Origin of the sequence: Marinobacter sp. SS8-8, assembly GCF_030540945.1 — a bacterium.
In the GTDB taxonomy this organism is placed as follows: Bacteria; Pseudomonadota; Gammaproteobacteria; order Pseudomonadales; family Oleiphilaceae; genus Marinobacter.
The window spans coordinates 104568-126411 of record NZ_JASSVN010000007.1 but is presented as its reverse complement, the minus strand read 5'-3'; the positions used below and the strand labels follow the sequence as shown (position 1 = coordinate 126411).

23 protein-coding genes are annotated in these 21844 nt (G+C 59.5%); 16 read left to right on the top strand and 7 right to left on the bottom strand.

Annotated elements, in window-relative coordinates; all coding sequences use genetic code 11:
* Positions 1-49 precede the first annotated feature (49 nt).
* Complete coding sequence (locus QPL96_RS09540) at positions 50-1132, bottom strand: alpha/beta hydrolase (protein ID WP_303287155.1); 1083 nt, start codon at positions 1130-1132, stop codon at positions 50-52.
* A 211-nt stretch (positions 1133-1343) separates the two neighbouring features.
* On the opposite strand from QPL96_RS09540, the gene QPL96_RS09535 reads away from it, so the two are divergent.
* Together QPL96_RS09535 and QPL96_RS09530 are read left to right on the top strand one after the other, a co-directional pair.
* Entirely contained in the window at positions 1344-1586 is a 243-nt protein-coding gene (locus QPL96_RS09535) for a hypothetical protein (protein ID WP_303287154.1), read from the top strand.
* Between the two features lie 152 nt (positions 1587-1738).
* The gene (locus tag QPL96_RS09530; RefSeq protein WP_303287153.1) at positions 1739-2377 is read left to right on the top strand and encodes an SDR family oxidoreductase; all 639 of its coding nucleotides are present in this window, start codon (positions 1739-1741) and stop codon (positions 2375-2377) included.
* Between the two features lie 185 nt (positions 2378-2562).
* Here QPL96_RS09530 and QPL96_RS09525 read toward each other — a convergent pair whose 3' ends face one another.
* Entirely contained in the window at positions 2563-3372 is an 810-nt protein-coding gene (locus QPL96_RS09525; protein ID WP_303287152.1) for a hypothetical protein, read from the bottom strand.
* A 194-nt stretch (positions 3373-3566) separates the two neighbouring features.
* On the opposite strand from QPL96_RS09525, the gene QPL96_RS09520 reads away from it, so the two are divergent.
* The 3 genes from QPL96_RS09520 to QPL96_RS09510 all read left to right on the top strand — a co-directional run bounded on the left by QPL96_RS09520 (position 3567) and on the right by QPL96_RS09510 (position 5718).
* Positions 3567-4262, top strand: coding sequence for a VWA domain-containing protein (locus QPL96_RS09520; RefSeq protein ID WP_303287151.1), 696 nt, complete (start codon positions 3567-3569; stop codon positions 4260-4262).
* 46 nt (positions 4263-4308) lie between these two features.
* On the top strand, positions 4309-5031 hold the full coding sequence (locus QPL96_RS09515) for a molecular chaperone DnaJ (protein WP_303287150.1): 723 nt from the start codon (positions 4309-4311) through the stop codon (positions 5029-5031).
* A 243-nt stretch (positions 5032-5274) separates the two neighbouring features.
* Positions 5275-5718 carry a hypothetical protein gene (locus QPL96_RS09510; RefSeq protein ID WP_303287149.1) on the top strand — a complete coding sequence of 148 codons (444 nt, stop codon included), beginning with the start codon at positions 5275-5277 and terminating at the stop codon, positions 5716-5718.
* Positions 5719-5769: 51 nt separating this feature from the next.
* Here QPL96_RS09510 and QPL96_RS09505 read toward each other — a convergent pair whose 3' ends face one another.
* The 5 genes from QPL96_RS09505 to fabG all read right to left on the bottom strand — a co-directional run bounded on the left by QPL96_RS09505 (position 5770) and on the right by fabG (position 11495).
* Positions 5770-6348: a c-type cytochrome gene (locus tag QPL96_RS09505; protein ID WP_303287148.1), complete on the bottom strand. Its 579-nt coding sequence runs from the start codon at positions 6346-6348 to the stop codon at positions 5770-5772.
* Entirely contained in the window at positions 6335-7624 is a 1290-nt protein-coding gene (gene soxC / locus QPL96_RS09500; protein WP_303287147.1) for a sulfite dehydrogenase, read from the bottom strand. Before soxC ends, QPL96_RS09505 begins: the two co-directional genes overlap by 14 nt.
* A 413-nt stretch (positions 7625-8037) precedes the next feature.
* A complete protein-coding gene (locus tag QPL96_RS09495) occupies positions 8038-8661 on the bottom strand; it encodes a PEP-CTERM sorting domain-containing protein (RefSeq protein ID WP_303287146.1) in 624 nt (207 codons plus the stop codon).
* Positions 8662-8831: 170 nt separating this feature from the next.
* Positions 8832-10727: an alpha/beta hydrolase gene (gene phaC / locus QPL96_RS09490; RefSeq protein WP_303287145.1), complete on the bottom strand. Its 1896-nt coding sequence runs from the start codon at positions 10725-10727 to the stop codon at positions 8832-8834.
* Between the two features lie 24 nt (positions 10728-10751).
* Positions 10752-11495, bottom strand: coding sequence for a 3-oxoacyl-[acyl-carrier-protein] reductase (fabG, locus tag QPL96_RS09485; RefSeq protein ID WP_303287144.1), 744 nt, complete (start codon positions 11493-11495; stop codon positions 10752-10754).
* Positions 11496-11682: 187 nt separating this feature from the next.
* Here fabG and QPL96_RS09480 point away from each other — a divergent pair, with 187 nt between their 5' ends.
* From QPL96_RS09480 to hypD, 11 genes are all read left to right on the top strand, one after another.
* Positions 11683-12651, top strand: coding sequence for a hypothetical protein (locus tag QPL96_RS09480; RefSeq protein WP_303287143.1), 969 nt, complete (start codon positions 11683-11685; stop codon positions 12649-12651).
* Between the two features lie 232 nt (positions 12652-12883).
* Entirely contained in the window at positions 12884-14020 is a 1137-nt protein-coding gene (locus QPL96_RS09475; RefSeq protein ID WP_303287142.1) for a 4Fe-4S dicluster domain-containing protein, read from the top strand.
* Entirely contained in the window at positions 14017-14487 is a 471-nt protein-coding gene (locus QPL96_RS09470; protein ID WP_303287141.1) for a cyclic nucleotide-binding domain-containing protein, read from the top strand. Before QPL96_RS09475 ends, QPL96_RS09470 begins: the two co-directional genes overlap by 4 nt.
* Entirely contained in the window at positions 14484-15314 is an 831-nt protein-coding gene (locus QPL96_RS09465) for an FAD/NAD(P)-binding protein (protein WP_303287140.1), read from the top strand. Before QPL96_RS09470 ends, QPL96_RS09465 begins: the two co-directional genes overlap by 4 nt.
* A 1-nt stretch (position 15315) precedes the next feature.
* Positions 15316-16098 carry an oxidoreductase gene (locus tag QPL96_RS09460; protein WP_303287139.1) on the top strand — a complete coding sequence of 261 codons (783 nt, stop codon included), beginning with the start codon at positions 15316-15318 and terminating at the stop codon, positions 16096-16098.
* Positions 16088-17377 (top strand): Ni/Fe hydrogenase subunit alpha, encoded by a 1290-nt coding sequence (locus QPL96_RS09455; protein ID WP_303287138.1) that lies wholly within the window; start codon positions 16088-16090, stop codon positions 17375-17377. The genes QPL96_RS09460 and QPL96_RS09455 overlap by 11 nt, the downstream gene beginning before the upstream one ends.
* Entirely contained in the window at positions 17370-17870 is a 501-nt protein-coding gene (locus QPL96_RS09450) for a hydrogenase maturation protease (RefSeq protein WP_303287137.1), read from the top strand. The genes QPL96_RS09455 and QPL96_RS09450 overlap by 8 nt, the downstream gene beginning before the upstream one ends.
* Positions 17860-18144, top strand: a complete 285-nt coding sequence (locus QPL96_RS09445; RefSeq protein ID WP_303287136.1) for a hydrogenase/urease maturation nickel metallochaperone HypA — start codon at positions 17860-17862, stop codon at positions 18142-18144. The genes QPL96_RS09450 and QPL96_RS09445 overlap by 11 nt, the downstream gene beginning before the upstream one ends.
* Positions 18141-20477 (top strand): carbamoyltransferase HypF, encoded by a 2337-nt coding sequence (gene hypF / locus QPL96_RS09440; protein ID WP_303287135.1) that lies wholly within the window; start codon positions 18141-18143, stop codon positions 20475-20477. The genes QPL96_RS09445 and hypF overlap by 4 nt, the downstream gene beginning before the upstream one ends.
* A complete protein-coding gene (locus QPL96_RS09435; protein WP_303287134.1) occupies positions 20450-20716 on the top strand; it encodes a HypC/HybG/HupF family hydrogenase formation chaperone in 267 nt (88 codons plus the stop codon). The genes hypF and QPL96_RS09435 overlap by 28 nt, the downstream gene beginning before the upstream one ends.
* The gene (hypD, locus tag QPL96_RS09430; protein WP_303287133.1) at positions 20713-21819 is read left to right on the top strand and encodes a hydrogenase formation protein HypD; all 1107 of its coding nucleotides are present in this window, start codon (positions 20713-20715) and stop codon (positions 21817-21819) included. The genes QPL96_RS09435 and hypD overlap by 4 nt, the downstream gene beginning before the upstream one ends.
* The last annotated feature ends 25 nt before the right edge of the window (positions 21820-21844 follow it).

Here is a 21844-nt window from a genome sequence, read left to right as displayed (position 1 = left end):
TAATGCTAGGACAAATGCCGGGGCCTGTCGAAGTCCTTACGGCAAATACTCACCGGCAGGAACTCGCTTCCACCCGCGCCAGAAACTCCCCGATATGCTCGAACGCTTCTTCCGCCTCCGGTAACAGCGGCGTAAACAGATGCCACACATGAACCATGTCAGGCCAGGTTTTCATTTCCACCGGTGAACCGGCAGCCCGCGCTTTCTCAACGTACCGCTGGGCGTTTTCCAGTAATAGTTCCGATTCGCTGGCGTGAATCAGTGTTGGCGGGAGACCGTGTAACGTTCCGCGCAGGGGCGATGCCATCGGACTGGTGGGCAATACCCGCATGCCCAGAAAGGTTCCCCACCACAGCAACGGCAGAGGTACCCGGGACAGCTTTTTAACGGTTGGTCCCAGCATGACATCGGTTTTCAGGTTGGCACGGCTGCCCAGTGAGGTCAGCATCAGTTCGGTGGAGGGTGACAATGCAATAGCGGCGTTCGGTGGTGGCAGGCCCTGATCTCGTATCCAGGCGATGAGTCCCAAGGCATGGCTGCCGCCAGCGGAGTCCCCCGCAACCACCACGAAATTGGCCGGAGCCTTTTGGCCCGGGCCATTGTCCAGCATCCAGCGATAAGCCCTCTGGCAGTCGATAATGCCGTCCAGGTAGCGGTTTTCCGGCATCAGCCGGTAATCGACAGCGAATACGCAGGCGTGGGCCAGCCGCGACAACCGGTCAGTAATGGCACGATGGCTTTTGGGGCTGCCAGCGATCCAGGAGCCCCCGTGAATGTAGAGAATACGACGCTCGGGTTTTGCTCCGGGCGCAATGACCCATTCCCCCTTGGGGGAGCCGCTGGCAGGGGAGCGGATTTCCGAGGCCAGTTCCAGGCCATCGCTCATGCTATCCATATAGTTCCGCAACGCCCTTACACGAGCGCGGCCATGGAGACCGTCAGCAGCGGCATGCATACCCTTGACCATGTCAAGCACCTGTTGGCGAGCCTCATCTTGTTGCTCGCCGGTGGGCGCTTCGATGTCATCCCCGGCATCGTGACGCCGGCGCAGGACGAACACCAGGGCAGCAATCAGCGCCACCATGATCAGTCCAAACCACATCATGGCGAACCAGGCCATTCCGAATATCATATACAGCCCTTAAGTGGTTTCATTGGCTTCTTCTACCATCCTGAAAAGTGGGACAGATTTATTAGCTGAGTGTCTTCCCCGCTGCGCCTGGCTGAAACCGGTGTTGCTGGTGGGAAGTCTGCCCCGGGTTTCGGAACTAAATCCCCCAAAATAGGTCAAACGGCGACCAGGTTAGCGATGCTATCTGGGATGCGCCAAAGGAGGAAATATTATGCGCTATCTCGCTGCACTATTAATCACTGTATTCCTAGCTGGCACTGCGCTGGCTGGTCAGTGCCCGTCTCTGGTTAGTCAGATCGACCAACAACTGCAGTCAGCCCAACTCGATAGTAAGACTGAAGCCAGTATCAAAGCGCTCCGTGATCAGGGCGAATCACTGCATAGCCAGGGCAAACATGCCGAATCGGTTAAGGTACTTAAAAAAGCGATAAAGAAACTTGACGCTATGTCGTAGCCATCGAGCGCCTGGTAGTGGCAAATCCTGGCTCTACCAGGTCCCTGATCATGAGTGGCTGGCTAATGGATGTCCCGGTGCCTTGAATGGTAAGTGCTGCGCACAAAGCTATGAGAGTTAGTTACGCCAATCAGCAAACCAGGAGATCCATCATGCATGTTTTCATTGCAGGAGCCAACGGGCAAATTGGCCAGCATCTGTTGCGGGAAATGGCAGATAGCAACCATGAGGTGCGGGCTCTGATCCGGCACCCGGATCAGGGCCCGGAATTGCAGCAGTTGGGCGCTACGGAAACCGTGCTGGGCGATCTGGAGCAAGACTGTAGCGAAGCCATGAGAGGCTGCGATGCGGTCATTTTTACCGCTGGCTCAGGTCCGCATACGGGGCCGGATAAAACCATCGATGTGGATCAGGAAGGTGCTATCCGGCTGGTGGATACAGCCAGGGTCATGGGTATAAAACGCTTTATTATGGTCAGCAGTATGCGGGCTGAAGAGCCGGAAAAGGGGCCGGAAAAACTCCGTCATTACCTTTGGGCCAAACACAACGCCGATGAGCATCTGAAAAACAGCGGCCTGAATTACACCATTGTTCGTCCGGGCCGGCTGACGGATGATGACGGTACGGGCAAGGTTGCGGTGAGTGCGAGGCTGGAGGGTTTCGGTAAGATTCCACGGCAGGATGTTGCCCGTGTCCTGCTCGCGGTGCTGGATTCGGACACTGCCACCAATCGCGTCTTTGACGTGGTGTCCGGCGACACGCCGGTGCCTGAGGCACTGGCAAAACTGTAACCGCTAGCTGGCTCTGTTATTAAGGCTGAAAAAGTGCGGGCCTGGCTTGCAGCCAGGCCCCGGTATCACGTTCATTTCACAGCGATGGATCAAGCGCAACTCCCGCCGCATTGAGTCAATCGTGCGTCTGTCTGACATGCTCAATAATAAGACGAACGTTTGTTAAGGCACACTAGATAACCGATCTACCAGTCGAGCCTGATACTCCCCAGAAGGGCATCGCCCAAGCGTTGATCCAGGGGGCCGGCCTCCAGGTCCCGATACCGGACACGGGTATCCACACTCGCGCCAAGTCCGAGAACCACCGCTGGCCACGATCCACCACCGGAGTTGATCCGGTAGGTCAACTCCGTTTTCCACCCACGCAGATAGAGCGCGCTCTCGACATCCCGGGCTGGGTCAAGGGTGGCCCAGCGATCACCCTTGCGTTCCAGTCGAAGCTCCCAGCGTGCAGCGGGGCTTTGCCACCGCAGCATAACCGGCAGATCCATCAGCCAGTGGCCGTTATCCCCGGCGTGTTCCCAGCGCACCCTGGGAAGCCAGCGGAAGGAGCCGAAGCGATGATCGCCGCCAATTCCGAGACTCAGGGGCGAGCTCTCACTTAATGCCCGGAACATCGCCGCGCGGCCATTCACCACATCACTATGAAAGATTTGATACTTGAACATATTTGATGTTCCGGAAAAACCGGCCCGCGCTTCCACCCGGTAAAGCAAATTGTGCCACTGGCCCCCGAAGGTTAGCCGGTGCAAGTGGCCGTTGTGCGCCGGTTCACCAGTGCGTATGCGCAGGGGTTGGTAATCGTAATCAAAGCCGAAGTCGCCCTCTGCACCCTGGCGACGCCAGCCCAGTCCACGCTGGGAACGGGTCACCTCGGTGGCCGAGGGCGAATCTTTCGGCCAGTCGTAGGGCTGCCACTGGCGGTACAGCAGGTAGAAGCCACCGGAGGCCTGAACGGCGCGCGGCAGGGCCAGGGCAACTATCAGAAGAACCACCAGAGGGGAAAACCATGAGGTTGAATGAACTATGGTTTGAAAACATCGGCCCTTGAACACAGTGCTGCCCCCAGTCATCAGAGGTATTCAGGCTTGTTGACCAATAATACCGTTTCGCCGGACCTGTGAATTGCCTGGTCTTTGCCCTACGCTTATAGCCATAGTTTAACCAGCCTAGGCGGTTTCAGACGCTTATGTCCGACAAAGAGCTGCGCACCAAATCCGATAAACAGTCTATCGACCAGTTTATCCACCAGGTCCGGAAACTGCCAAAGCAGGGCAGGGGGCAGGGCCGGCTGATTTTCGCCCTGGATGCCACCGCCAGCCGGGAGGCGACCTGGGATGAGGCTTGCCACCTGCAGAGTGAGCTGTTCATGGCGGCCAGGGATCTGGGCGGCCTGGCCATTCAGCTTTGTTACTATCGTGGCTTTGGCGAATTCAAGGCCACGGGGTTTGTCACCGAGACCGGTCAGTTGCTGAGCCTGATGAACGGCGTTTCCTGCCTGGGTGGCCGTACCCAGGTCAGCCGGGTGTTGGCCCACGCCGTGAAAGAAACCCGCGCAAAGGCCGTCAAGGCCGTGGTGTTTATCGGGGACTGTTGCGAGGAGCCGGTGGACGAGCTCTGCCATACCGCCGGGGAGCTGGGCATGCTCCGAACCCCGGTGTTCATGTTCCATGAGGGCGACGATGCCCATGCCCGGGCGGTGTTTCAGCAGGTGAGCAAGCTGTCTGGCGGCGCCTACGCACCCTTTGACCGCAACAGCCCGCAGGTGCTCAAGGATCTTATGGCCGCTGTGGCGGTCTATGCCTCCGGGGGAACCAGGGCCTTGCAGGACTTTTCCAGTCGAAGTTCCCTGGAAGTCAGGCGCCTGACCCGGCAGATCAGGTAGTGCCTGTAACCATCCATCAATGGGCTGATGAGCCCGGAGTTTCTGAGTGCAGTTAACGCTCCTGGTTATCGTGTTGTCGGTTTTTGCGTGGGTCTGGCTACGCAAACAGCCACCCGGCCAGCGCAAGCCGGCCCTTATCAGACTGTTGTTGTTTGCCGGTATCGCGATGGTGGTTCTGCTGGCCGTCACCGGCCGGTTGCATTTCATTTTTGCGTTGTTGGCGTTTCTTTATCCACTGTTGCGCCGGGTACTGCCACCCTTATTGATGGGGCGCGTGGCAGGTGGAGGAAGAAGGGACTCAAAGGCCGAGCCGGGCAACCAATCCCATGTGTCCAGCGACATTCTCGAAATGAGCCTGGACCACGACTCCGGAACCATGAATGGCAAAATCCTGAAAGGCCCCATGGCCGGTCGGGCGCTGGCGGATCTGGGCGAGAGCGAATTTATTGAGCTGCTACGATACTGTCGGGAGCATGACGAGGACTCAGCCCGGCTGCTGGAATCCTACCTTGATCGCCGGTTCGGAGACTCCTGGCGTGCGGATGACGAGGCCCGCGATGACAGCGGGGCACCCGGTGATCGTACCAATTCCGACGGTCCTTTAACCGAGAGCGAAGCCCTGGACATCCTCGGGCTGGAGCCCGGTGCCAGCCGGGAGGAGATCATCCAGGCCCACCGCCGGATGATGCAGAAACTGCACCCGGACCATGGCGGAAGTAACTATCTGGCGGCCCGTATCAATGAAGCCAAAGAGCGCCTGCTGGGCTGATGTCCTTAGGGTGAACCCGCTTCCACCCGCGACAGAAACGCCCCGTATGTTCGAACGCCGCTTCCGGCAACAGCGGCGTTCGCAGGTTGCATGCCCTGATCTCGTACCGGCAACGGATTAAACCACGAAGCGTGCGGACATGTCCTTGAGCTCTCCGGAGAGCCGGGCCAGCTTCATCGCAGCTGAACTTGTACCTCAGGGCCCCAGTGGGCAAAGATAGGATTAAAGGACAGGAGCACCGCAATGACATCGCCTGCTGACAATCTTCGGAGCCGCTGGATCACGTTTCTCGCGCACCTGTTCCTGATTCTCGTGGCCTGGACTGTCTTTATCAAATATCTGTTTCCGGTTGGCTTTGCGCTGGTCAGCGATGAGGCGTGGACAACCTATATATACTGGGATCTTTGGCCGGCGGCTCATCTCTGGCTGGCCTGGGCGTTGTTGGTGCGACCACGATATACCCTGTTGCTGGCCATTGGCATGTCGGTGGTTGAGATTCTCATTATCACGACGCTGTTCATCTGGTTTCTGGCGGATCCGGAGTGGTCCATCTGGCGCACGAACTGGTTTGTGAACAAAGTGTTTGTGCTGGCCGCGTTTGTTCTGGTTCTGGGTACGGCTCTGTATCGGCCGGAAGCTCTGAAGGGCCACTCGGAGCAGCGAATTGATGGGGTGGATTCGAACTGATGGCCAAGATGTCTGGTGCCCGAAAATTTCTGCGTCTGCTCGCCTGGTCCGTCACTCACCACTTCTGCAATCACTCATACACGCCCTGGCATCAACATCCGGGCGTGGGTCTGGGTGGGCGAAGCCATCCCGGTTGGGCATTTTGACCTCCGGGAGTGAGTCGGAGTCGAGGGTTGCGTCTTCCTCCACAATGCCGTTCAGATGAAGAACATAGGCGGTGACTGCATAGGTTTCATCTGGCGAAAGGGATTGTGGAGAGTTGAACGGCATGGCACGGTAGACGTAGTCGTAGAGTGTGGTGGCATAAGGCCAGTAGCTTCCCACGGTCTTGACTGGAGAGTCGCTCGCCAGTGTGCCGTTGCCGCCTGCCAACCGGTCCATCGGGCCACTTTTGCCGTCGGCGCCATGGCAACTCTGGCATTGGGCCTGGTAAACCTCCTTGCCGTCGGCCACGCTACCGGAGCCATCGGGCAGACCTTCACCGCTGGGCGGTACATCGATGTCCCAACCCGCGATTTCCTGATCGGTGGCTTCCCGGCCCAGCCCGTAATCTTCATCCTGAGCCATAACCGTGCCTGTCCCTGCCAGGGATACAAGTACAATGGGTGCGATGGTTTTATACGTGAACATTGCTGACCCCTCCATCAGAGCTGACTTCCCATGTCTGTATGGCATTCAGGTGATAAACGGATTTCAGCCCTCGCACGTCAATTAACGCCTGGCGGGTGGGCTGCACGTATCCGGTTTCATCAATGGCACGGCTCTGCAGAAGCGCGCTGCCACCCTTCCACCGCCATGGGAGCCGGAATGCAGTCAGTGCCTTGGTCTCCACCGGGCCTTGAAGCTCCGCCTGAGTCCAGTTGCGGCCCCCGTCGGTGGAGACATCCACCCGGGTAATCCTGCCCCGGCCAGACCATGCGAGCCCCCGGATTTCGTAAAAGCCTTTTTCCGGAAGGGTGTGCCCCCCTGACGGAAAGGTGATTACCGACTTGGCTTCCATCACAAAGGTGAACTGACGAGCACTCCCGTCCGGCATCAGGTCGGTGTATTTGGACGTTTCTTCCCGGGTCATATAGGGCGCGTCACCGACTTCAAGCCGGCGCAGCCACTTGACCTGGGTGTTGCCCTCAAAGCCTGGCAGGATCAGCCGCAAAGGGTAGCCCTGCTCGGGCCGCAAGGCCTCTCCGTTCTGGGCATAGACCACCAGTGCATCGTCCATGGCCTTTTCCATGGGAATGCTGCGGGTCATCGCGGCGGCATCGGCGCTCTCTGCCAGAATCCACTTGGCCTTATCCCGGACACCCGCGGCCCGCAGGAGCGTAGACAGGCGTACGCCTGTCCATTCACAGCAACTGAGCAGACCATGGGTTTCCTGAACGGTCTTGCCGCTGGGCTTTTTCCATTCAGTCAAAGTGTTGCCCGAACATTCCAGGAAACGCTTCATCGAGACCTGGGGGAAGCGTTTGATCTCTGCCATGTCGAAGATCATCGGCTTCTCGACCATGCCGTGCAGCATCAGCTGGTGCTGTTCAGGATCGATATCCGGAACCCCGCCGTGATGGCGTTCAAAGACCAGGCCATTGGGGGTAATGGTGCCATTCAGATCCTGTAACGGGGTAAAACTCCAGGAAGAGGTTTTGGTGGGTGTTAAGTCCGTCGGTGTGCGAACTACGCCATCCTCAAACCTAGAGGGCTGGCCATAGGCGGGTGAAAGAATGGGCTTCCCCTGGGACAGGGACCATTCCGGCACATCCGGTGCCAGGTTTCCGCCGCCATTACTGGCTGCCAGTGCCTGGCTGATTGGTAAGGGCAAACTGGCTACCCCGACCGCTCCCAGAGTGCGTTTGAGAAATTGCCGCCGTTCTATCGGCCCGTCCTGCCCATCAGCGCGGTTGTTGTTAGCCATAGTCCAACCCCTCGTTTGTGTCACCGCAGCCCTGCCACTGCAGTAACTACCCGGAATCCCTCATCAATTGCCAAGACGGCGCTGGTCGGCATGAGCTGAGTATGTTTTGATCAATCATTAATGGAATAGCAGTGGCCCTGACACCTGTCAAACTGGATAGAAAAATGGTGCAGGATTGCCAGATGGAAAGGTGAAAGACACATTATTAACTCCTTGCATTCCGCCCGTTACAAATTTGAAACAGCTATGTCGATACATTTTACATCTATGCGGCTTCTATCCCTGGTTCATCAGGAGGGCAATGTCGTCATGGTGACGAGCGATAGAGGGCATGTCTAAGCTCCATCACTATTGCGGAAGACAAAACAAAAAAGGCCGCAAAATGCGGCCTTTTAAAACGCAAGGTTTGGATGTTAGCCGCGGCGGCGCGCCATTCCCAGCCCCAGAAGCCCCAAACTAAACAGAGCAAGAGTTCCTGGCTCGGGTACTGCTACGGTTACTTTTACATCATCCAGAAAGTTACCAACGGTGCCAGTCTCGGGAACCACCGAGGTAAACATGATGCGAGTGTTGATTGCAGTGGCTACGAAGGAGTCGGAGAAGACGCTCCAGCCATTGGTCGTGTGGTCGGAGAGCAGCCAGGACATGGCCACACCTCCGTCCGGAGTGACGGAGAACTCGAACTCTTCGTTGTCGCTACGCCGGGCCTGATAAGCAAAGCTCATATCGTAGGTCTGGCCGATATCAGTGGCAATGTCCTGGAAAATGCTAAACGCAGTGCCGGTGCCAGGATCGGAATTCAGTTCGGCAAACTGATCGCCTTCGTAGGCTGTTTCGCTGTTGAAGTTGTCCCAGATTTCGATACGACTGCCATCCCAGCCTGCTACTGCACTGGCATCAAAGGCTTTCCAAGCACCAGAAGCCACATCCGGATCTTCAAAACTGCCATTCACAATAAGATTGGCACTGGCAGGTGCTGCGATGAAAAGAGAAACGCTGAGAGAACTGAGAAGGGCGATACGGCTGAACAATGGCATGGAGTACTTCCTCAACTGCGTAATTTTGATCGTTGAGTAGTGCTAGGCAATGGAGATGCCAGTTCAATATTTTAAGTTTTATTTCAATGTGTTTGCACCTTTCAGTCCTTGCTTACAGAAGGACATGTGTAAATTTATCTGACATGTCCTGTTCATATTTGTAACAGGTCTCACTGGGTGACTTTCGTACGTGCCGGTGCCCGTTTGCGTGGCGCTGTTTTTTGACGCGAAGGTTGTCGGCGCTTTTTCACAACCGGAGTCGGTGGCGCCGGCTGGTTTCGTACATAGGCGCCGGGCGCCGGCTCGATCACCGGCAGTTGCCCTTCCCCGGCAGCACGGGCCTTCACTTTGCCACCACCAAACTGTTCCGCCCAGGCGACCCAGTCGGGCCACCAGGAACCTTCGAACTGCCTGGCACCCTGAAGCCAGGCATCCGGATCCAGGTCGCTGTCCTCGTTGACGCGATAACCGTACTTTTTCCGGTCCGGCGGATTGATGATCCCGGCGATGTGCCCCGAGCCGCCGAGTACAAAACGCACCGGGCCGCCCAGATAGCGTGAGCCGCGATAAGAGGAGATCCAGGGGGCGATGTGATCCTCAATGGCCGATGCAAAGTATCCCGGCACCTTGATCTTCCCAAGATCAATCGGAGTGCCCGCCAGTTCAATACCACCGGGCTCACGCAGCCGGTTGTGCAGGTACATATTGCGCAGGTAAAAACTGTGCATGGCCGCCGGCATGCGGGTGGCATCCGCGTTCCAGTACAACAGGTCGAAGGGGGCGGTATCGCGCCCCAGCAGGTAGTTGTTGACGAAGAAGGACCATATCAGGCTGTTGGCCCTCAGCATGTTGAAGGCGGTCGCCATGGAGGCGCCCTCGAGATAGCCCTGCTTGTTCATGGCTTTTTCGAGCTTGCCAATGGCGTCCTCGTCAATGAACACCTCCAGGTCACCGACCTCCGAGAAGTCCAGCAGGCTGTTGAGGAAGGTGGCGCTCTTGACCCGGTCGTCGCCCCGGGCGGCCAGCCAGGCGAGGGTGCAGCCGAGCAGGGTGCCGCCAATGCAGTAACCGACGGTATTCAGCTCACGCTCGCCGGTGGCCTGCTCAATGGCGTCCATGGCGGCGATGGGGCCTTCGAGCATGTAGTCTTCAAAACCCTTGTGCGCCAGTTCCGCCCCGGGATTCACCCAGGACACCACGAACACGGTGTGGCCCTGCGCGACCCAATATCGGATGAACGACTTTTTCTCACCCAGATCGAGAATGTAGTACTTGTTGATCCACGGCGGAATCACCAGCAGCGGCCGGCGGTGCACGGTGTCGGTGGTTGGCCGGTACTGGATGAGCTGCATCAGTTCGTTCTGGAAAATAACGTCGCCCGGCGTGTTGGCGAGATTGTCTCCAACCGCAAAGGCGTCCGGGTCGGACATGCGAAAGGGCATTGGGCCGGCGCCCTCATCCAGATCACGCAGCAGGTTGGCCAGACCCCGCAGCAGGTTCCGGCCCCGGGTACGGATCGTGGTGCGCAGCACCTCCGGGTTGCTCAGGATGAAGTTACTCGGGGCCAGGGCGTCGGTCATCTGGCCGGTGAAAAACCGTAGTTTTCGCCGGGTGTGGTCGTCCAGGCCGCGCACATCGTCGAGGGTGTCCATGATCCACCGGTTCGACAGCAGGTACGCCTGCTTGATGGCATTGAACGCCATCACCTCATTCCAGGCCTGGTCGCGAAAACGCCCGTCGCCCGGCTCCGGCTCCGCCACGGCCAATGGCTTGTTGTTTAAGCGGCTGGTCAGCAGGCCCGACAAGAACCGGGTGCTGTCCTTGAGAAGGCGCATCTGGGCCAAAATCACGGTGTCCGGCTGGGTTGCGAGCCTGCCGGTCAGGGAAACAAAGGGTTTGGCCATGCTTTTGACACTGACCGGGCTGGGGCTGCCCCGGCGCACCCGGCGCAGGATAGAGCGCTTCAGTAGGTGGCCGCCATGCACACCCGCCCGCACCAGCGACTGGCGCACGACATTGGGCTCGAATTCCGGCGAGGCGGTGGTCTTAATCGGTTTGTCAGCCATGGTCACACTCTCCACCTGGCGGAGCTACATGTACACGCCGCCATTTACATTGATCTGCTGGCCGGTGATGTAGTCCCCTTCCGCTGCCAGGAACACCACCGCGCGGGCGATTTCCTCGGGTTGACCAAAGCGGCCCATCGGCACTCGGGCAATGATCTGTTGGCGGATGTTCTCGGGCACCTGGGCAAGCATTTCGGTCTCGGTAAAGCCCGGGGCAATGGCATTGACCGTAATGTTGTACTTGGCCATTTCCAGTGCCAGGGTCTTGGTGAACGCGATGATGCCGCCCTTGCTGGCCGCGTAGTTGGCCTGCCCGAAGTTGCCGGCCTGGCCGACGAACGAGGTGATATTGATGATGCGACCGTACTTCTGATCCATCATGATCTTCAGCACTTCGGAGCAGGTTGCGTAGACGCTTCCCAGATTGGTGTCGAGGACATCGTTCCAGTCATCGTCGGTGAGCTTCTTCATGGACTTGTCTTTGGTGATGCCGGCGTTGTTCACCAGGATGTCGATGCGTCCCCACTGATCATGGACCTGACGTATCAGGCTCCGGGCGGCAGGCATCTGGGAAAGATCAGCCTGGATGGCCAGTGACCGCACGCCGTTCGCCTCAATTTCCTTGACGACTTCGTCCGCCTCCGATTGGCGCGAGCGGTAGTTGATGGCGACGTCGGCGCCGCGTTGGGCGAGCTGAAGGGCTATGTGGCGGCCAATGCCGCGAGAGGCACCAGTGACGATGGCAACCTTGCCTTTGAGGTCTTGCATAACACTCTCCTTGAATGGCCTTGCGCTGAGATTTGAGTAATTGTTGTTGTGCAACAAACTCTAGTTTCAAGCTAGCAGAGTCCCCACGAGGCCACAAGAAATTAACCCAAAGCAACCGGTCAGGCGGTGTTTCCTATCGACTCTCCTCGACAGTCATTGGTCCGGGGATCTGCGGGTGGGCGCCAATATGGATCTGACCGCCGAAACCCGGGATTTCGGTGCTGATATGAACCGCCAGGTGCTTGACCTGCGTGAGGTGGAGGTTTCTCTGGAGTCGCAGATCAAGCCTTGGCTCTATGGGATGATATTCCTGACCCAGCCGTCCGATGAGGACATGAGCATCGAAGAGGCTGCGGTGATCGCCGACCTGCCAAATGGCTTCAGGCTGAAAGCAGGAAAGTACCGCAACGAGTTCGGATTGATCAACACCGTTCATGAACCGGAACGGCCACAAGTCTCACTTCCCTTGCCGGTGGAGGAGCTTCTCGGCGAAGAACAGCTTCGGGAGACGGCGGTCACTCTGGGTCGTCTCACCGACCTGGGCAACGGCTACCGTGCCGGTATCAGCGGCGCCGTGTTCAATTCCGACAACGATGCGGCGTTAGATGCTGGCCAGTCTGGCGACAAGGCCTTTGGCGGCAAACTCTATTTTGGCCGCCAGGCAGGTGACGCCGCCTACCAGTTAGGTCTCAGCGCCCTGACCGGCAAGAACGATACGGGCGGCACAACCGATATACAGGCGCTGGATTTCCGCGTCCTGCTCGAACCGGAATTTGCCCGGGGCTACGACTACTCGGCACGTTTTTCCTGGATGGGCGAGATCCTGTTCAACCAGCGGGAAATCGCCCCTGGCGTCAGCAACAACGCCAACGGCGCCTGGACACTCGTAGATTATCAATTCAAACCAGCGCATCATCTCGGCGCGGGTGCCGAATACACCCAGGGGCGGCTGGACAAGTCGCTAACGTCGAGGGCTTATTCGGCGCATTACAGCTGGTATTACTCGCCCCATGCACGATTGCAGTTACAGGCGCGTCGTCTTGATGTTGATGGCGGCGACAGCGGCCTGGAAGTCCTGCTGCAGTGGAATATCGTTCTGGGTGCCCATAGTGAACGGCCATTCCTTGCCATTCTTCCGGTGGATGAAAAAATGTAACGGACAAAAAAACAGGAAAACCCGCCTGGGTCCGAAAGGCGCCGGGCGGGTTGGTATTATCGGCCCTGGCATCATGGGCAGCCGCACGGCCAACAATCCGCTCAGGCACAACGCAATCACGGCGAAATAGCCGCTTCTCCATTTTTGACAAAATCCCTGGCCTTGCTAAAGCTTGTAGTGAGCAATCAGTTGATTCCTTGTTTTCTGATTGCCAATCACCGAAGGTCTCCTCATGGACAACTTTGACGATGCCTCTGTCATCACGCGGGAAGGCTTGCAATGTTTGCTGGATGCATTGGCTGAGCGCGGGTACACGGTCGTTGGACCGACCGTTCGGGACCAGGCCATTGTGTACGATGAGCTCGCCCGTATAGAGGAGCTTCCCGCAGGCTGGACGGATGAGCAGAATGGTGGCCACTATCGGTTGAAACGGCGTTTGGATGAGGCGTTGTTCGGCTATGTCGTGGGTCCCCATAGCTGGAAACGTTTTCTTCACCCACCGAAGGTTTCCTTGTGGCAGGCGGCTCGTAACGGCGACGAACTGCGCTTTACTCCTGCCCGGGATGATCCGCCTCGATACGCGTTCTTCGGGGTGCGCGCCTGTGAGTTGGCGGCGATCTGCATCCAGGATCGTGTGTTGCTGAGGGACGACTATGTTGACCCTCATTACCGGTCACGTCGGGAGCAGGCTTTTATGGTGGCGATCAACTGCTCAGAGGCTGGAGGTACCTGTTTCTGTGACTCCATGGATACCGGGCCCGACGTCAGAGACGGGTACGATCTCGTCCTCTCCGAGCTTCTGGACGACGACAGCCACCTTTTCCTTATTCGATCGGGCTCAGAACAGGGGGCGGCGATTCTCGCCGAATTGCCCCGCAAGCCCGCGACAGATGCCCACCGGGCAGCCGCCACCGCTGTGGTGGAGAAAACCCGCAGTCAGATGGGCCGGAGTATGCCGCAAACCGCCATTCCTGCCTTACTGATGGATAATCTGGAGCATCCGCGCTGGGCCGACGTTGCCGACCGGTGTTTGAGCTGTGCCAACTGCACCATGGTTTGCCCGACGTGCTTCTGCACCACGGTTGAGGACACCTCGGACCTGGAAGGCGTCACCGCGGAGCGCAGCCGGCGCTGGGACTCGTGTTTTACGTCGGATTTTTCCTATATTCATGGCGGCAGTGTTCGCAACTCGACCCGGTCCCGCTACCGTCAGTGGATGACCCACAAACTCGCTACCTGGGTGGATCAGTTCGACACCTCAGGTTGTGTGGGTTGCGGTCGCTGCATTACCTGGTGCCCGGTGGGCATCGATATCACGGAGGAAGTTCGCGCCATTCACGATGATGTTTCACCGGGAGAGAGGGAATGAAAAACATTGCCCGGATCGTGTGCGAGCATCCGTTCTTCCAAGGTCTGGATAGCGATTTCTGCGATCTGGTGTGCGGGTGTGCCCGCAATGTTCGGTTCAATCCGGGGGAATACCTGTTTCGCGAAGGCGGAGACGCCGATCACCTGTATCTCATCCGCTATGGTCAGGTGGCTCTGGAAATCGCTGTGCCGGGAAAACCGTCGGTCTGTTTTCAGACCCTTCATGACGGCGACCTGGCGGGGGTGTCCTGGGTTCTGCCCCCCTATCACTGGGCCTACGATGCGCGCGCCATCACGCTGACCCGTGCCATCGCAATGGACGCCCACTGCCTGAGGAAGAAGTGCGATGATGATCCGGCTCTGGGCTACGAAGTCCTGAAACGATTGCTGCCGATCCTGACCAGTCGGCTTCACGCGACACAAATGCAGATTCTGGATGTTTATGGTACTCCGGAGCAGCCCGAGTGATTTCAGACGACCTGATGGTACCTGAACCGGTTCGGGTTCTGCGCCGACAGCAGGAACTGGAAACCACCTGGACACTGGAACTGGAGCCGGGACCGGCCGGCAACCGGCCTGGTTTGCCGGGCCAGTTCAATATGCTCTATGTGTTCGGTGTGGGAGAGGTGCCCATCAGTCTGAGTGGCGACACTGAAGAGACAGGGACCCTGGTTCACACCGTGCGGGCGGTGGGCCCGGTCTCCAGGAAACTGGCGGCCCTGAAACCGATGGATACCGTTGGCCTGCGTGGCCCGTTCGGTGCCGGTTGGCCGATGGCGGAAGGCGAGGGCGCGGATTTGCTGATCGTGGCCGGCGGGCTGGGATTGGCACCCTTGCGACCGGCCATTTATCACGTGTTGCGTCATCGGGAGAGGTTCGGTCGGGTTATCTTGCTATACGGCACACGCAGCCCCGACGATATCCTCTATTCCGCTCAACTGGCGGAATGGAGCAAGCGTCCGGATATTGAAGTCCACATTACCGTGGACCACGCTGACAATGACTGGCCGGGCATGGTCGGTGTGGTTCCGGCTCTGGTACCGACGCTGGGTTTCGACCCTGAAAACACCCTGGCGATGGTGTGTGGCCCGGAAATCATGATGCGCTTCACGGTCAATGCGCTGCGGGGCGCCGGTGTTGGGGATGGGGCGATTTATCTTTCCATGGAGCGAAACATGAAATGCGCGCTCGGACATTGTGGCCATTGCCAGTTCGGAGCGACGTTTGTCTGTAAGGACGGTCCGGTGCTGTCGTTTGATCGGGTCCGCGGCTTACTGAACCTCAAGGAGTTTTGACATGGCGCGCCCGGATCACAGGCCACGCCTTGGCGTCTGGAAGTTTGCGTCGTGCGATGGCTGCCAGCTGAGTTTGCTGGATTGCGAGGATGAATTGTTGCAGGTCGCCGGAGCAGTCGATATTGCCTATTTCCCGGAGGCCACCCGCGGCAGTATCCGCGGTCGTTACGATCTGTCCCTGGTGGAGGGGTCCATCACCACCGCCCACGATGCCGGGCGTATCCAGGACGTGCGCCGGCGCTCGCGAACGCTGGTGACCATCGGGGCCTGTGCCACGGCTGGCGGCATTCAGGCGTTGCGTAATTTCGCCGATATTGATGATTTCATGGCAGCTGTCTACGCACACCCTGAGTACATTGAAACCCTGTCCACCTCCACACCGATTTCCGACCATGTGGCCGTGGATTTTGAACTGCGTGGCTGCCCCATCAGCAAGCGTCAGTTGCTTGAGGTGGTGTCGGCGTTTCTTTGTGGGCGGCGACCGGTCACGCCGGCCCACAGCGTGTGTCTGGATTGCAAGCTCAGGGGCAATGTCTGTGTGATGGTGGCCCACGGAACGCCCTGCCTGGGGCCGGTGACCCACAGCGGCTGCAATGCCTTGTGTCCGTCCTATAATCGGGGTTGTTACGGTTGTTATGGGCCCAACGAAAATCCCAACGCGCCTGCGCTGAGTGAGCGACTGGATCAACTGGGCATGGGCCGGGCCGAGCGGTTGCGCTTTTACCGGACCTTCAACGCCTGGGCCGGCCCGTTCCGTGAGGAGAGCGAACGTCATGAGCCGTAAGACCATCAAGGTGGATTACCTGGCACGGGTCGAGGGCGAAGGTGCCCTGGAGGTGACGGTCCGGGACGGCCAGGTGAGCGATGCGGAACTGCGTATTTTCGAGCCCCCGCGTTTTTTCGAGGCATTCCTGCGTGGGCGCGACTTTTCAGAGGCGCCCGATGTGACCGCCCGCATCTGCGGTATCTGCCCGGTGGCCTATCAGATGAGCGCTGTCCATGCGATGGAGAACGCGCTCGGTATCGAGGTGGAGGGGCCGCTGCGGGCATTGCGCCGGTTGTTGTACTGCGGGGAGTGGATCGAAAGCCACGCCCTCCACATATACATGCTGCACGCCCCGGATTTCCTGGGGTACGCCGGGGCGGTGGACATGGCCCGGGATTATCCCGATATCGTCAAACGGGGCCTGTCCCTGAAGAAAGCGGGCAATGCCATCATGACACTGTTGGGCGGTCGGGAAATCCATCCCATTAATGTGCGGGTGGGCGGATTCTATCGAACGCCGGCCCGCAAGGAGCTGGAGCCGCTGGCCGAAACGCTGAAACAGGCCCGGGAGGACGCTCTGGCAACCGTGCGCTGGACGGCGGGGCTGGACATGCCGGAGGCCGGGCGGGACTACCATCTGGTCGCACTCCACCATCCGGACGAATACGCCATGAACGCCGGGCGTATTATTTCCAATCGTGGGCTGGATATCGCCGTGGCGGACTACAATCGCCACTTTGTGGAGTCCCACGTGCAGCGCTCCACGGCGCTGCACTCGCACTTGCGCGAGCATGACGGTTATCTGGTCGGCCCCCTGGCGCGTTACAGCCTCAATTATGGCCAGCTCTCACCGCTGGCCCGGGAGGTGGCCAAAGAAGCCGGTTTGGGTGTTACTTGCAACAACCCGTTTCAGAGCATTGTGGTGCGCAGCGTCGAGGTTGTGTATGCCTGTGATGAGGCTCTGCATGTGATTGCCGGATACCAGGAACCTGAGCGACCGTTCGAACCGGCCGAGCCGAAGCTCTCGGAAGGCTTCGGCTGCACCGAGGCCCCACGCGGTCTGCTGTTTCACCGTTACCGGCTTGATGAAAACGGTGGCATCCTCGAGGCGCAGATTGTGCCGCCCACGGCGCAGAACCAGCCCAGCATCGAGGCCGACCTGAAGGAACTGGTTGGCGGCTGGCTCGATTTGCCGGCCGATACTCTGCGCGAACGCTGTGAGCAGACCATCCGCAACTACGACCCCTGCATCTCCTGCGCAACGCACTTCCTCAAACTGGATGTCCGCCATGAGTGATGTTTCCCGGCCCATCAGGGTTGTTGGTATCGGCAACCGGGATCGGGGGGACGATGCCCTCGGACCGCTGGTTATGGATGCCCTTGATGACCGCTTGCCGGTACCCGTCGACGTGGTAGAGCACAGCGGCGAAGTGGCCGGGCTCGTGGACCTGATGACTGGCGCCGAAGCGGTGTATCTGGTTGATGCCGCTGTCATGGGGCTGGAGCCGGGGCATCTCCGGGTGTTCGATGCCAGCGCCGCGCCGCTGCCAGCCCTGGGAGGCGCGTTTTCGTCCCATGCGCTGGGGTTGTCTGAAGCGATTGAACTGTCGCGTGCGCTCAATGTGCTGCCTCCGGTATGCCGGGTGTTTGCGGTGGAGGCGGCCAGCTTCGAAGTGGGCGACGGGCTGTCAAAACCGGTTGCGGACACCATTCCCGGGGTGACTCAAGCGGTGATGGATGCCATCGAAAAGGACACAGGATGCAGGATTCAGGAGAGTGATGATGCATGAAACGGCGCTGGTCAGGAACCTGGTTCACCGGGTGGAGAAGCTTTGCGCGGACGAAGAGGCCGAACGGGTGGTGGAGGTTTCGGTATGGCTGGGCGCGCTGTGCCATATGTCGCCGGAACATTTCACCGATCACTTCCGCCAGGAGGCAGCCGGTACCTGCGCTGACCAGGCCCACCTCTGGATTGAAACGTCTGATGACATCAATCACCCCCATGCCCAGGATGTGCTGTTGCAGAGCCTGGAGCTGGAAGCGGAGGATGGGTCCGGCCCATGAATGACAGATGCCGGGCGGAGCCCTCGCCAGTTCGTTGGCGTGTTCGTGTTTATGGCGTGGTTCAGGGCGTGGGGTTTCGGCCTTTTGTCTATCGCCTGGCGACAGGGTTGGGGCTGACGGGCTGGGTTGGCAATACCCCGGAGGGCGTGATCATTGAGGCTGAGGGTCGCCCCGAGGCATTGCAGAACCTGGTAGATGCGCTCAGGCAACAGGCTCCGGCGCATGCGTGCGTGGAGGCCGTGCGCTCGGAACCGCTGGCCAGGCCTGCGGCGTTTCAGGCGTTCCGCGTACGCGAGAGTGAGGAGCGGGGCGCTGCGACAACACGTTTACCTGCGGATTTGGCGCCCTGCCGTCAGTGCACCGGGGAGCTGCACGATCCCGATAATCGGCGTTACCGGTATCCCTTCATCAACTGCACAGACTGCGGTCCCCGCTACAGTCTGATTGAGGATTTGCCTTATGATCGCGAACGTACGGCGATGAGGCACTTTCAAATGTGCCCGCGCTGTCTGGCGGAATACCGTAATCCGCAAAGCCGGCGCTTTCATGCCGAGCCCAATACCTGCCCGGACTGCGGCCCGCGTGTCGAATTTTGCCGGAGTGATGGTCGCGTGCTGGCGGAAGGTGAGGCCGCCTTGTCCGAGGCCCTCAGGCGCCTGAGGGCAGGTGACATCATCGCGCTTAAAGGGCTGGGCGGGTTTCAGCTGCTTTCAGATGCCCGCAATAGTCACTCGGTGCAAACGTTACGCGCACGAAAAGGGCGGCCCCGAAAGCCGCTGGCAGTCATGTTTGGCTCACTGGCGTCTTTGCGGCAGAGGTGCCCGGTTTCCGCACCGGAAAGCCTGTTGCTCACAGGGGGGGAGCGGCCCATTGTCCTGCTCCATGCGCGTAACCATGATCTGGCGGAGAATATCGCGCCGGGCAGGGCGGATCTGGGTGTAATGCTGCCTTGCACCCCGTTACACGATTTGCTGCTCCGTGATCTGGGGTTTCCCGTTGTTGCCACCAGCGGTAACCGCAGTGGCGAACCGATTGCCATCGACAACGAGGAAGCCCTGGTGCGCCTGGGTGACCTGGCGGACGGATTTCTGATTCATGATCGCCCCATTTTACGACCACTGGATGATTCCGTGGCCCGGGTGGTGGCGGGGCGTCCGCAGTTGCTTCGCCGTGCACGTGGTTACTCCCCAAACCTGGCCCTGCCCATCCAGGTGCCTCCCGGCTGGGGCGCCACCGGAGGCCACCTAAAAACCACCGTGGCCCTGAGCACCCGCGCCGGGGTGGTGTTGAGTCAGCATCTGGGCGATATGGACAGCATCCTGAGCCGGAAAGAGCTCGATCATACCATGGATAATCTGCAGCAACTGTTTGCCACCCTTCCCCGGCAGTGGGCGCACGATGGCCACCCGGACTATTACACAACGCGTTACGCCCAGGCCCGTGGTGGGGAACAATTCGCTGTCCAGCATCATGTGGCCCATATAGCGGCCGTGATGGCTGAACACGGGGTCAATGAGCCGGTGCTCGGGGTGGCGTGGGATGGCAGTGGTCTTGGCGACGATCACACCCTGTGGGGTGGAGAATTCCTGCGCCTGGACTCACAGGGTTACGAGCGCGTGGCGCATCTGCGGCGATTCCGGTTGCCAGGTGGCGAAGCGGCCATGAGAGAACCCCGCCGTTCCGCCTTCGGGCTGCTGTATGCGTTGATGGGGGAGCAGGTCACGGAGTGCGAGGCACTGGCCCCGGTGAACAGCTTTTCCAAAGCGGAAAGAAGGCTGTTGATTCAATCGCTCAAGGCCGGCCTGAACGCGCCGGAAACCTCAAGTATGGGCCGGCTTTTTGACTCCGTGGCCGCGCTGGCCGGGATCTGCCTGCAGGCCAGTTACGAGGGGCAGGCAGCGGGAGAGTTGGAGGCAGCCCTGGATCGCACTGACACCGCACCTCCCTACCGGTTCGAGGTGTCGGTGCCGGAAGCCGGCCGCCCCTGGCAGGTTGATTGGGCGCCGGCGGTTTCCGCATTGTTGGACGACATTCAGAGGGGGAAGCCGGTATCCGGGATTGCGACGGGCTTCCATCGGGGGCTGGTCAACGCCATTGTGGCGGTGGCGAAACAGGCTAAACTGTCGAGAGTTGTGTTGGCTGGCGGCTGTTTCCAGAACGCCTGCCTGCTGGAATTGACCATAACAGCCCTTAAGGGGGCCGGATTCCAGGTGTTCTGGCCGTGCCGGCTGCCGCCCAATGATGGCGGTCTGTCGGTGGGTCAGCTGGCCTGGGCGACCGGCGCTCTTTGGGGCAGGGAGGGGCCATGTGCCTGGCCGTGCCGGGACGCGTGATCAGCATTGAGGGTGACGATCCACTCACCCGCCAGGGGCGCGTCGATTTCGGTGGTATTGTCAAGTCGGTCAATCTGGCCTATGTGCCGGATGTACGAGAGCAGGACTATGTGCTGGTGCATGTGGGGTTCGCCATTACCGTTGTGGACCCGCATGAAGCGGAGCGTGTTTTCAGGTATCTCGAAATCCTTGAGCAGGAGGCGGACGAGCCGGAGCCAGGGAGGGCAGTGCCGCGATGAAGTATCGTGACGAATATCGCACGCCCGATGCTGCCCGGGGGTATGCCGATGCCATTGCTCGTATCACCACTCGTCCCTGGACGCTCATGGAGGTGTGCGGGGGGCAGACCCACGCCATCGTGCGCTTCGGGATCGATCAACTGTTGCCGGAAGCGATCTCCCTGATCCATGGCCCGGGGTGCCCGGTGTGTGTGACCCCCATCGCCTACATTGACAAGGCCCTCGAAATCGCCGCGCTTCCACGCGTCATCCTATGCACTTTCGGCGATATGCTGCGCGTGCCCGGGACGCAATCGGACCTGTCCGCTGCCAAGGCGCGGGGGGCGGATGTCCGGGTGGTGTATTCGCCGCTCGATGCGCTGATGGTGTCCCGACAGAATCCGAAGCATGAAGTGGTTTTTTTTGCCGTCGGATTTGAAACCACAGCCCCGGCCAATGCCATGGCGGTCTACCAGGCCCAGCGCGAGGGGCTCGGGAATTTCTCAGTACTGGTCTCGCAAGTGCTGGTGCCACCAGCGATTCGCGCCTTGCTGGAGCGCCCGGGCAACCGGGTTCAGGGCTTCCTGGCGGCCGGCCATGTCTGCACGATCACCGGGTATGAAGAGTATGAACCCATTACCCGTGAGCACGGCGTTCCGATTGTGGTGACCGGCTTTGAACCGCTGGATATCCTGGAGGGAGTCTATCGCTGCGTGCGTCAGCTGGAGCAGGGTGAGAGCTGTGTTGAAAACCAGTACAGCCGGGCTGTCCGCCGCCCGGGGAACGCCATGGCCCGGCAGGTGATGCAGGCGGTCTTCCAGGTGGTGCCCAGGCAATGGCGGGGTATGGGAGACATCCCTGACAGTGGTCTTGGGTTGTCACCCGCCTACAGATCCTACGACGCAGAAACCCGTTTCGGCGCAGTGAACGGCGAGGCCGAGATGCAGGGTGAATGCCTCAGTGGGGCAGTGCTGCGGGGCGAAATCCGCCCGGACCAATGCCCCGCCTTCGGTTCCCGCTGCACTCCGGAACGCCCCCTCGGCGTGACGATGGTGTCCGAGGAAGGCGCCTGCGCCGCCTATTACCGTTACCGACGACCAGCCGGAGATTCAGCGCGTGAGTGACAGCCGCGACAATCATTGCCTGCCG

What these genes read in the sequence shown, in the direction of transcription:
- QPL96_RS09540 (WP_303287155.1), bottom strand. Translation starts at nt 1,132, where the DNA reads ATGATATTCGGAATGGCCTGGTTCGCCATGATGTGGTTTGGACTGATC.
- QPL96_RS09535 (WP_303287154.1), top strand. Translation starts at nt 1,344, where the DNA reads ATGCGCTATCTCGCTGCACTATTAATCACTGTATTCCTAGCTGGCACT.
- QPL96_RS09530 (WP_303287153.1), top strand. Translation starts at nt 1,739, where the DNA reads ATGCATGTTTTCATTGCAGGAGCCAACGGGCAAATTGGCCAGCATCTG.
- QPL96_RS09520 (WP_303287151.1), top strand. Translation starts at nt 3,567, where the DNA reads ATGTCCGACAAAGAGCTGCGCACCAAATCCGATAAACAGTCTATCGAC.
- QPL96_RS09510 (WP_303287149.1), top strand. Translation starts at nt 5,275, where the DNA reads ATGACATCGCCTGCTGACAATCTTCGGAGCCGCTGGATCACGTTTCTC.
- QPL96_RS09505 (WP_303287148.1), bottom strand. Translation starts at nt 6,348, where the DNA reads ATGTTCACGTATAAAACCATCGCACCCATTGTACTTGTATCCCTGGCA.
- soxC (WP_303287147.1), bottom strand. Translation starts at nt 7,624, where the DNA reads ATGGCTAACAACAACCGCGCTGATGGGCAGGACGGGCCGATAGAACGG.
- QPL96_RS09495 (WP_303287146.1), bottom strand. Translation starts at nt 8,661, where the DNA reads ATGCCATTGTTCAGCCGTATCGCCCTTCTCAGTTCTCTCAGCGTTTCT.
- phaC (WP_303287145.1), bottom strand. Translation starts at nt 10,727, where the DNA reads ATGGCTGACAAACCGATTAAGACCACCGCCTCGCCGGAATTCGAGCCC.
- fabG (WP_303287144.1), bottom strand. Translation starts at nt 11,495, where the DNA reads ATGCAAGACCTCAAAGGCAAGGTTGCCATCGTCACTGGTGCCTCTCGC.
- QPL96_RS09480 (WP_303287143.1), top strand. Translation starts at nt 11,683, where the DNA reads ATGGATCTGACCGCCGAAACCCGGGATTTCGGTGCTGATATGAACCGC.
- QPL96_RS09475 (WP_303287142.1), top strand. Translation starts at nt 12,884, where the DNA reads ATGGACAACTTTGACGATGCCTCTGTCATCACGCGGGAAGGCTTGCAA.
- QPL96_RS09470 (WP_303287141.1), top strand. Translation starts at nt 14,017, where the DNA reads ATGAAAAACATTGCCCGGATCGTGTGCGAGCATCCGTTCTTCCAAGGT.
- QPL96_RS09460 (WP_303287139.1), top strand. Translation starts at nt 15,316, where the DNA reads ATGGCGCGCCCGGATCACAGGCCACGCCTTGGCGTCTGGAAGTTTGCG.
- QPL96_RS09455 (WP_303287138.1), top strand. Translation starts at nt 16,088, where the DNA reads ATGAGCCGTAAGACCATCAAGGTGGATTACCTGGCACGGGTCGAGGGC.
- QPL96_RS09450 (WP_303287137.1), top strand. Translation starts at nt 17,370, where the DNA reads ATGAGTGATGTTTCCCGGCCCATCAGGGTTGTTGGTATCGGCAACCGG.
- QPL96_RS09445 (WP_303287136.1), top strand. Translation starts at nt 17,860, where the DNA reads ATGATGCATGAAACGGCGCTGGTCAGGAACCTGGTTCACCGGGTGGAG.
- hypF (WP_303287135.1), top strand. Translation starts at nt 18,141, where the DNA reads ATGAATGACAGATGCCGGGCGGAGCCCTCGCCAGTTCGTTGGCGTGTT.
- QPL96_RS09435 (WP_303287134.1), top strand. Translation starts at nt 20,450, where the DNA reads ATGTGCCTGGCCGTGCCGGGACGCGTGATCAGCATTGAGGGTGACGAT.
- hypD (WP_303287133.1), top strand. Translation starts at nt 20,713, where the DNA reads ATGAAGTATCGTGACGAATATCGCACGCCCGATGCTGCCCGGGGGTAT.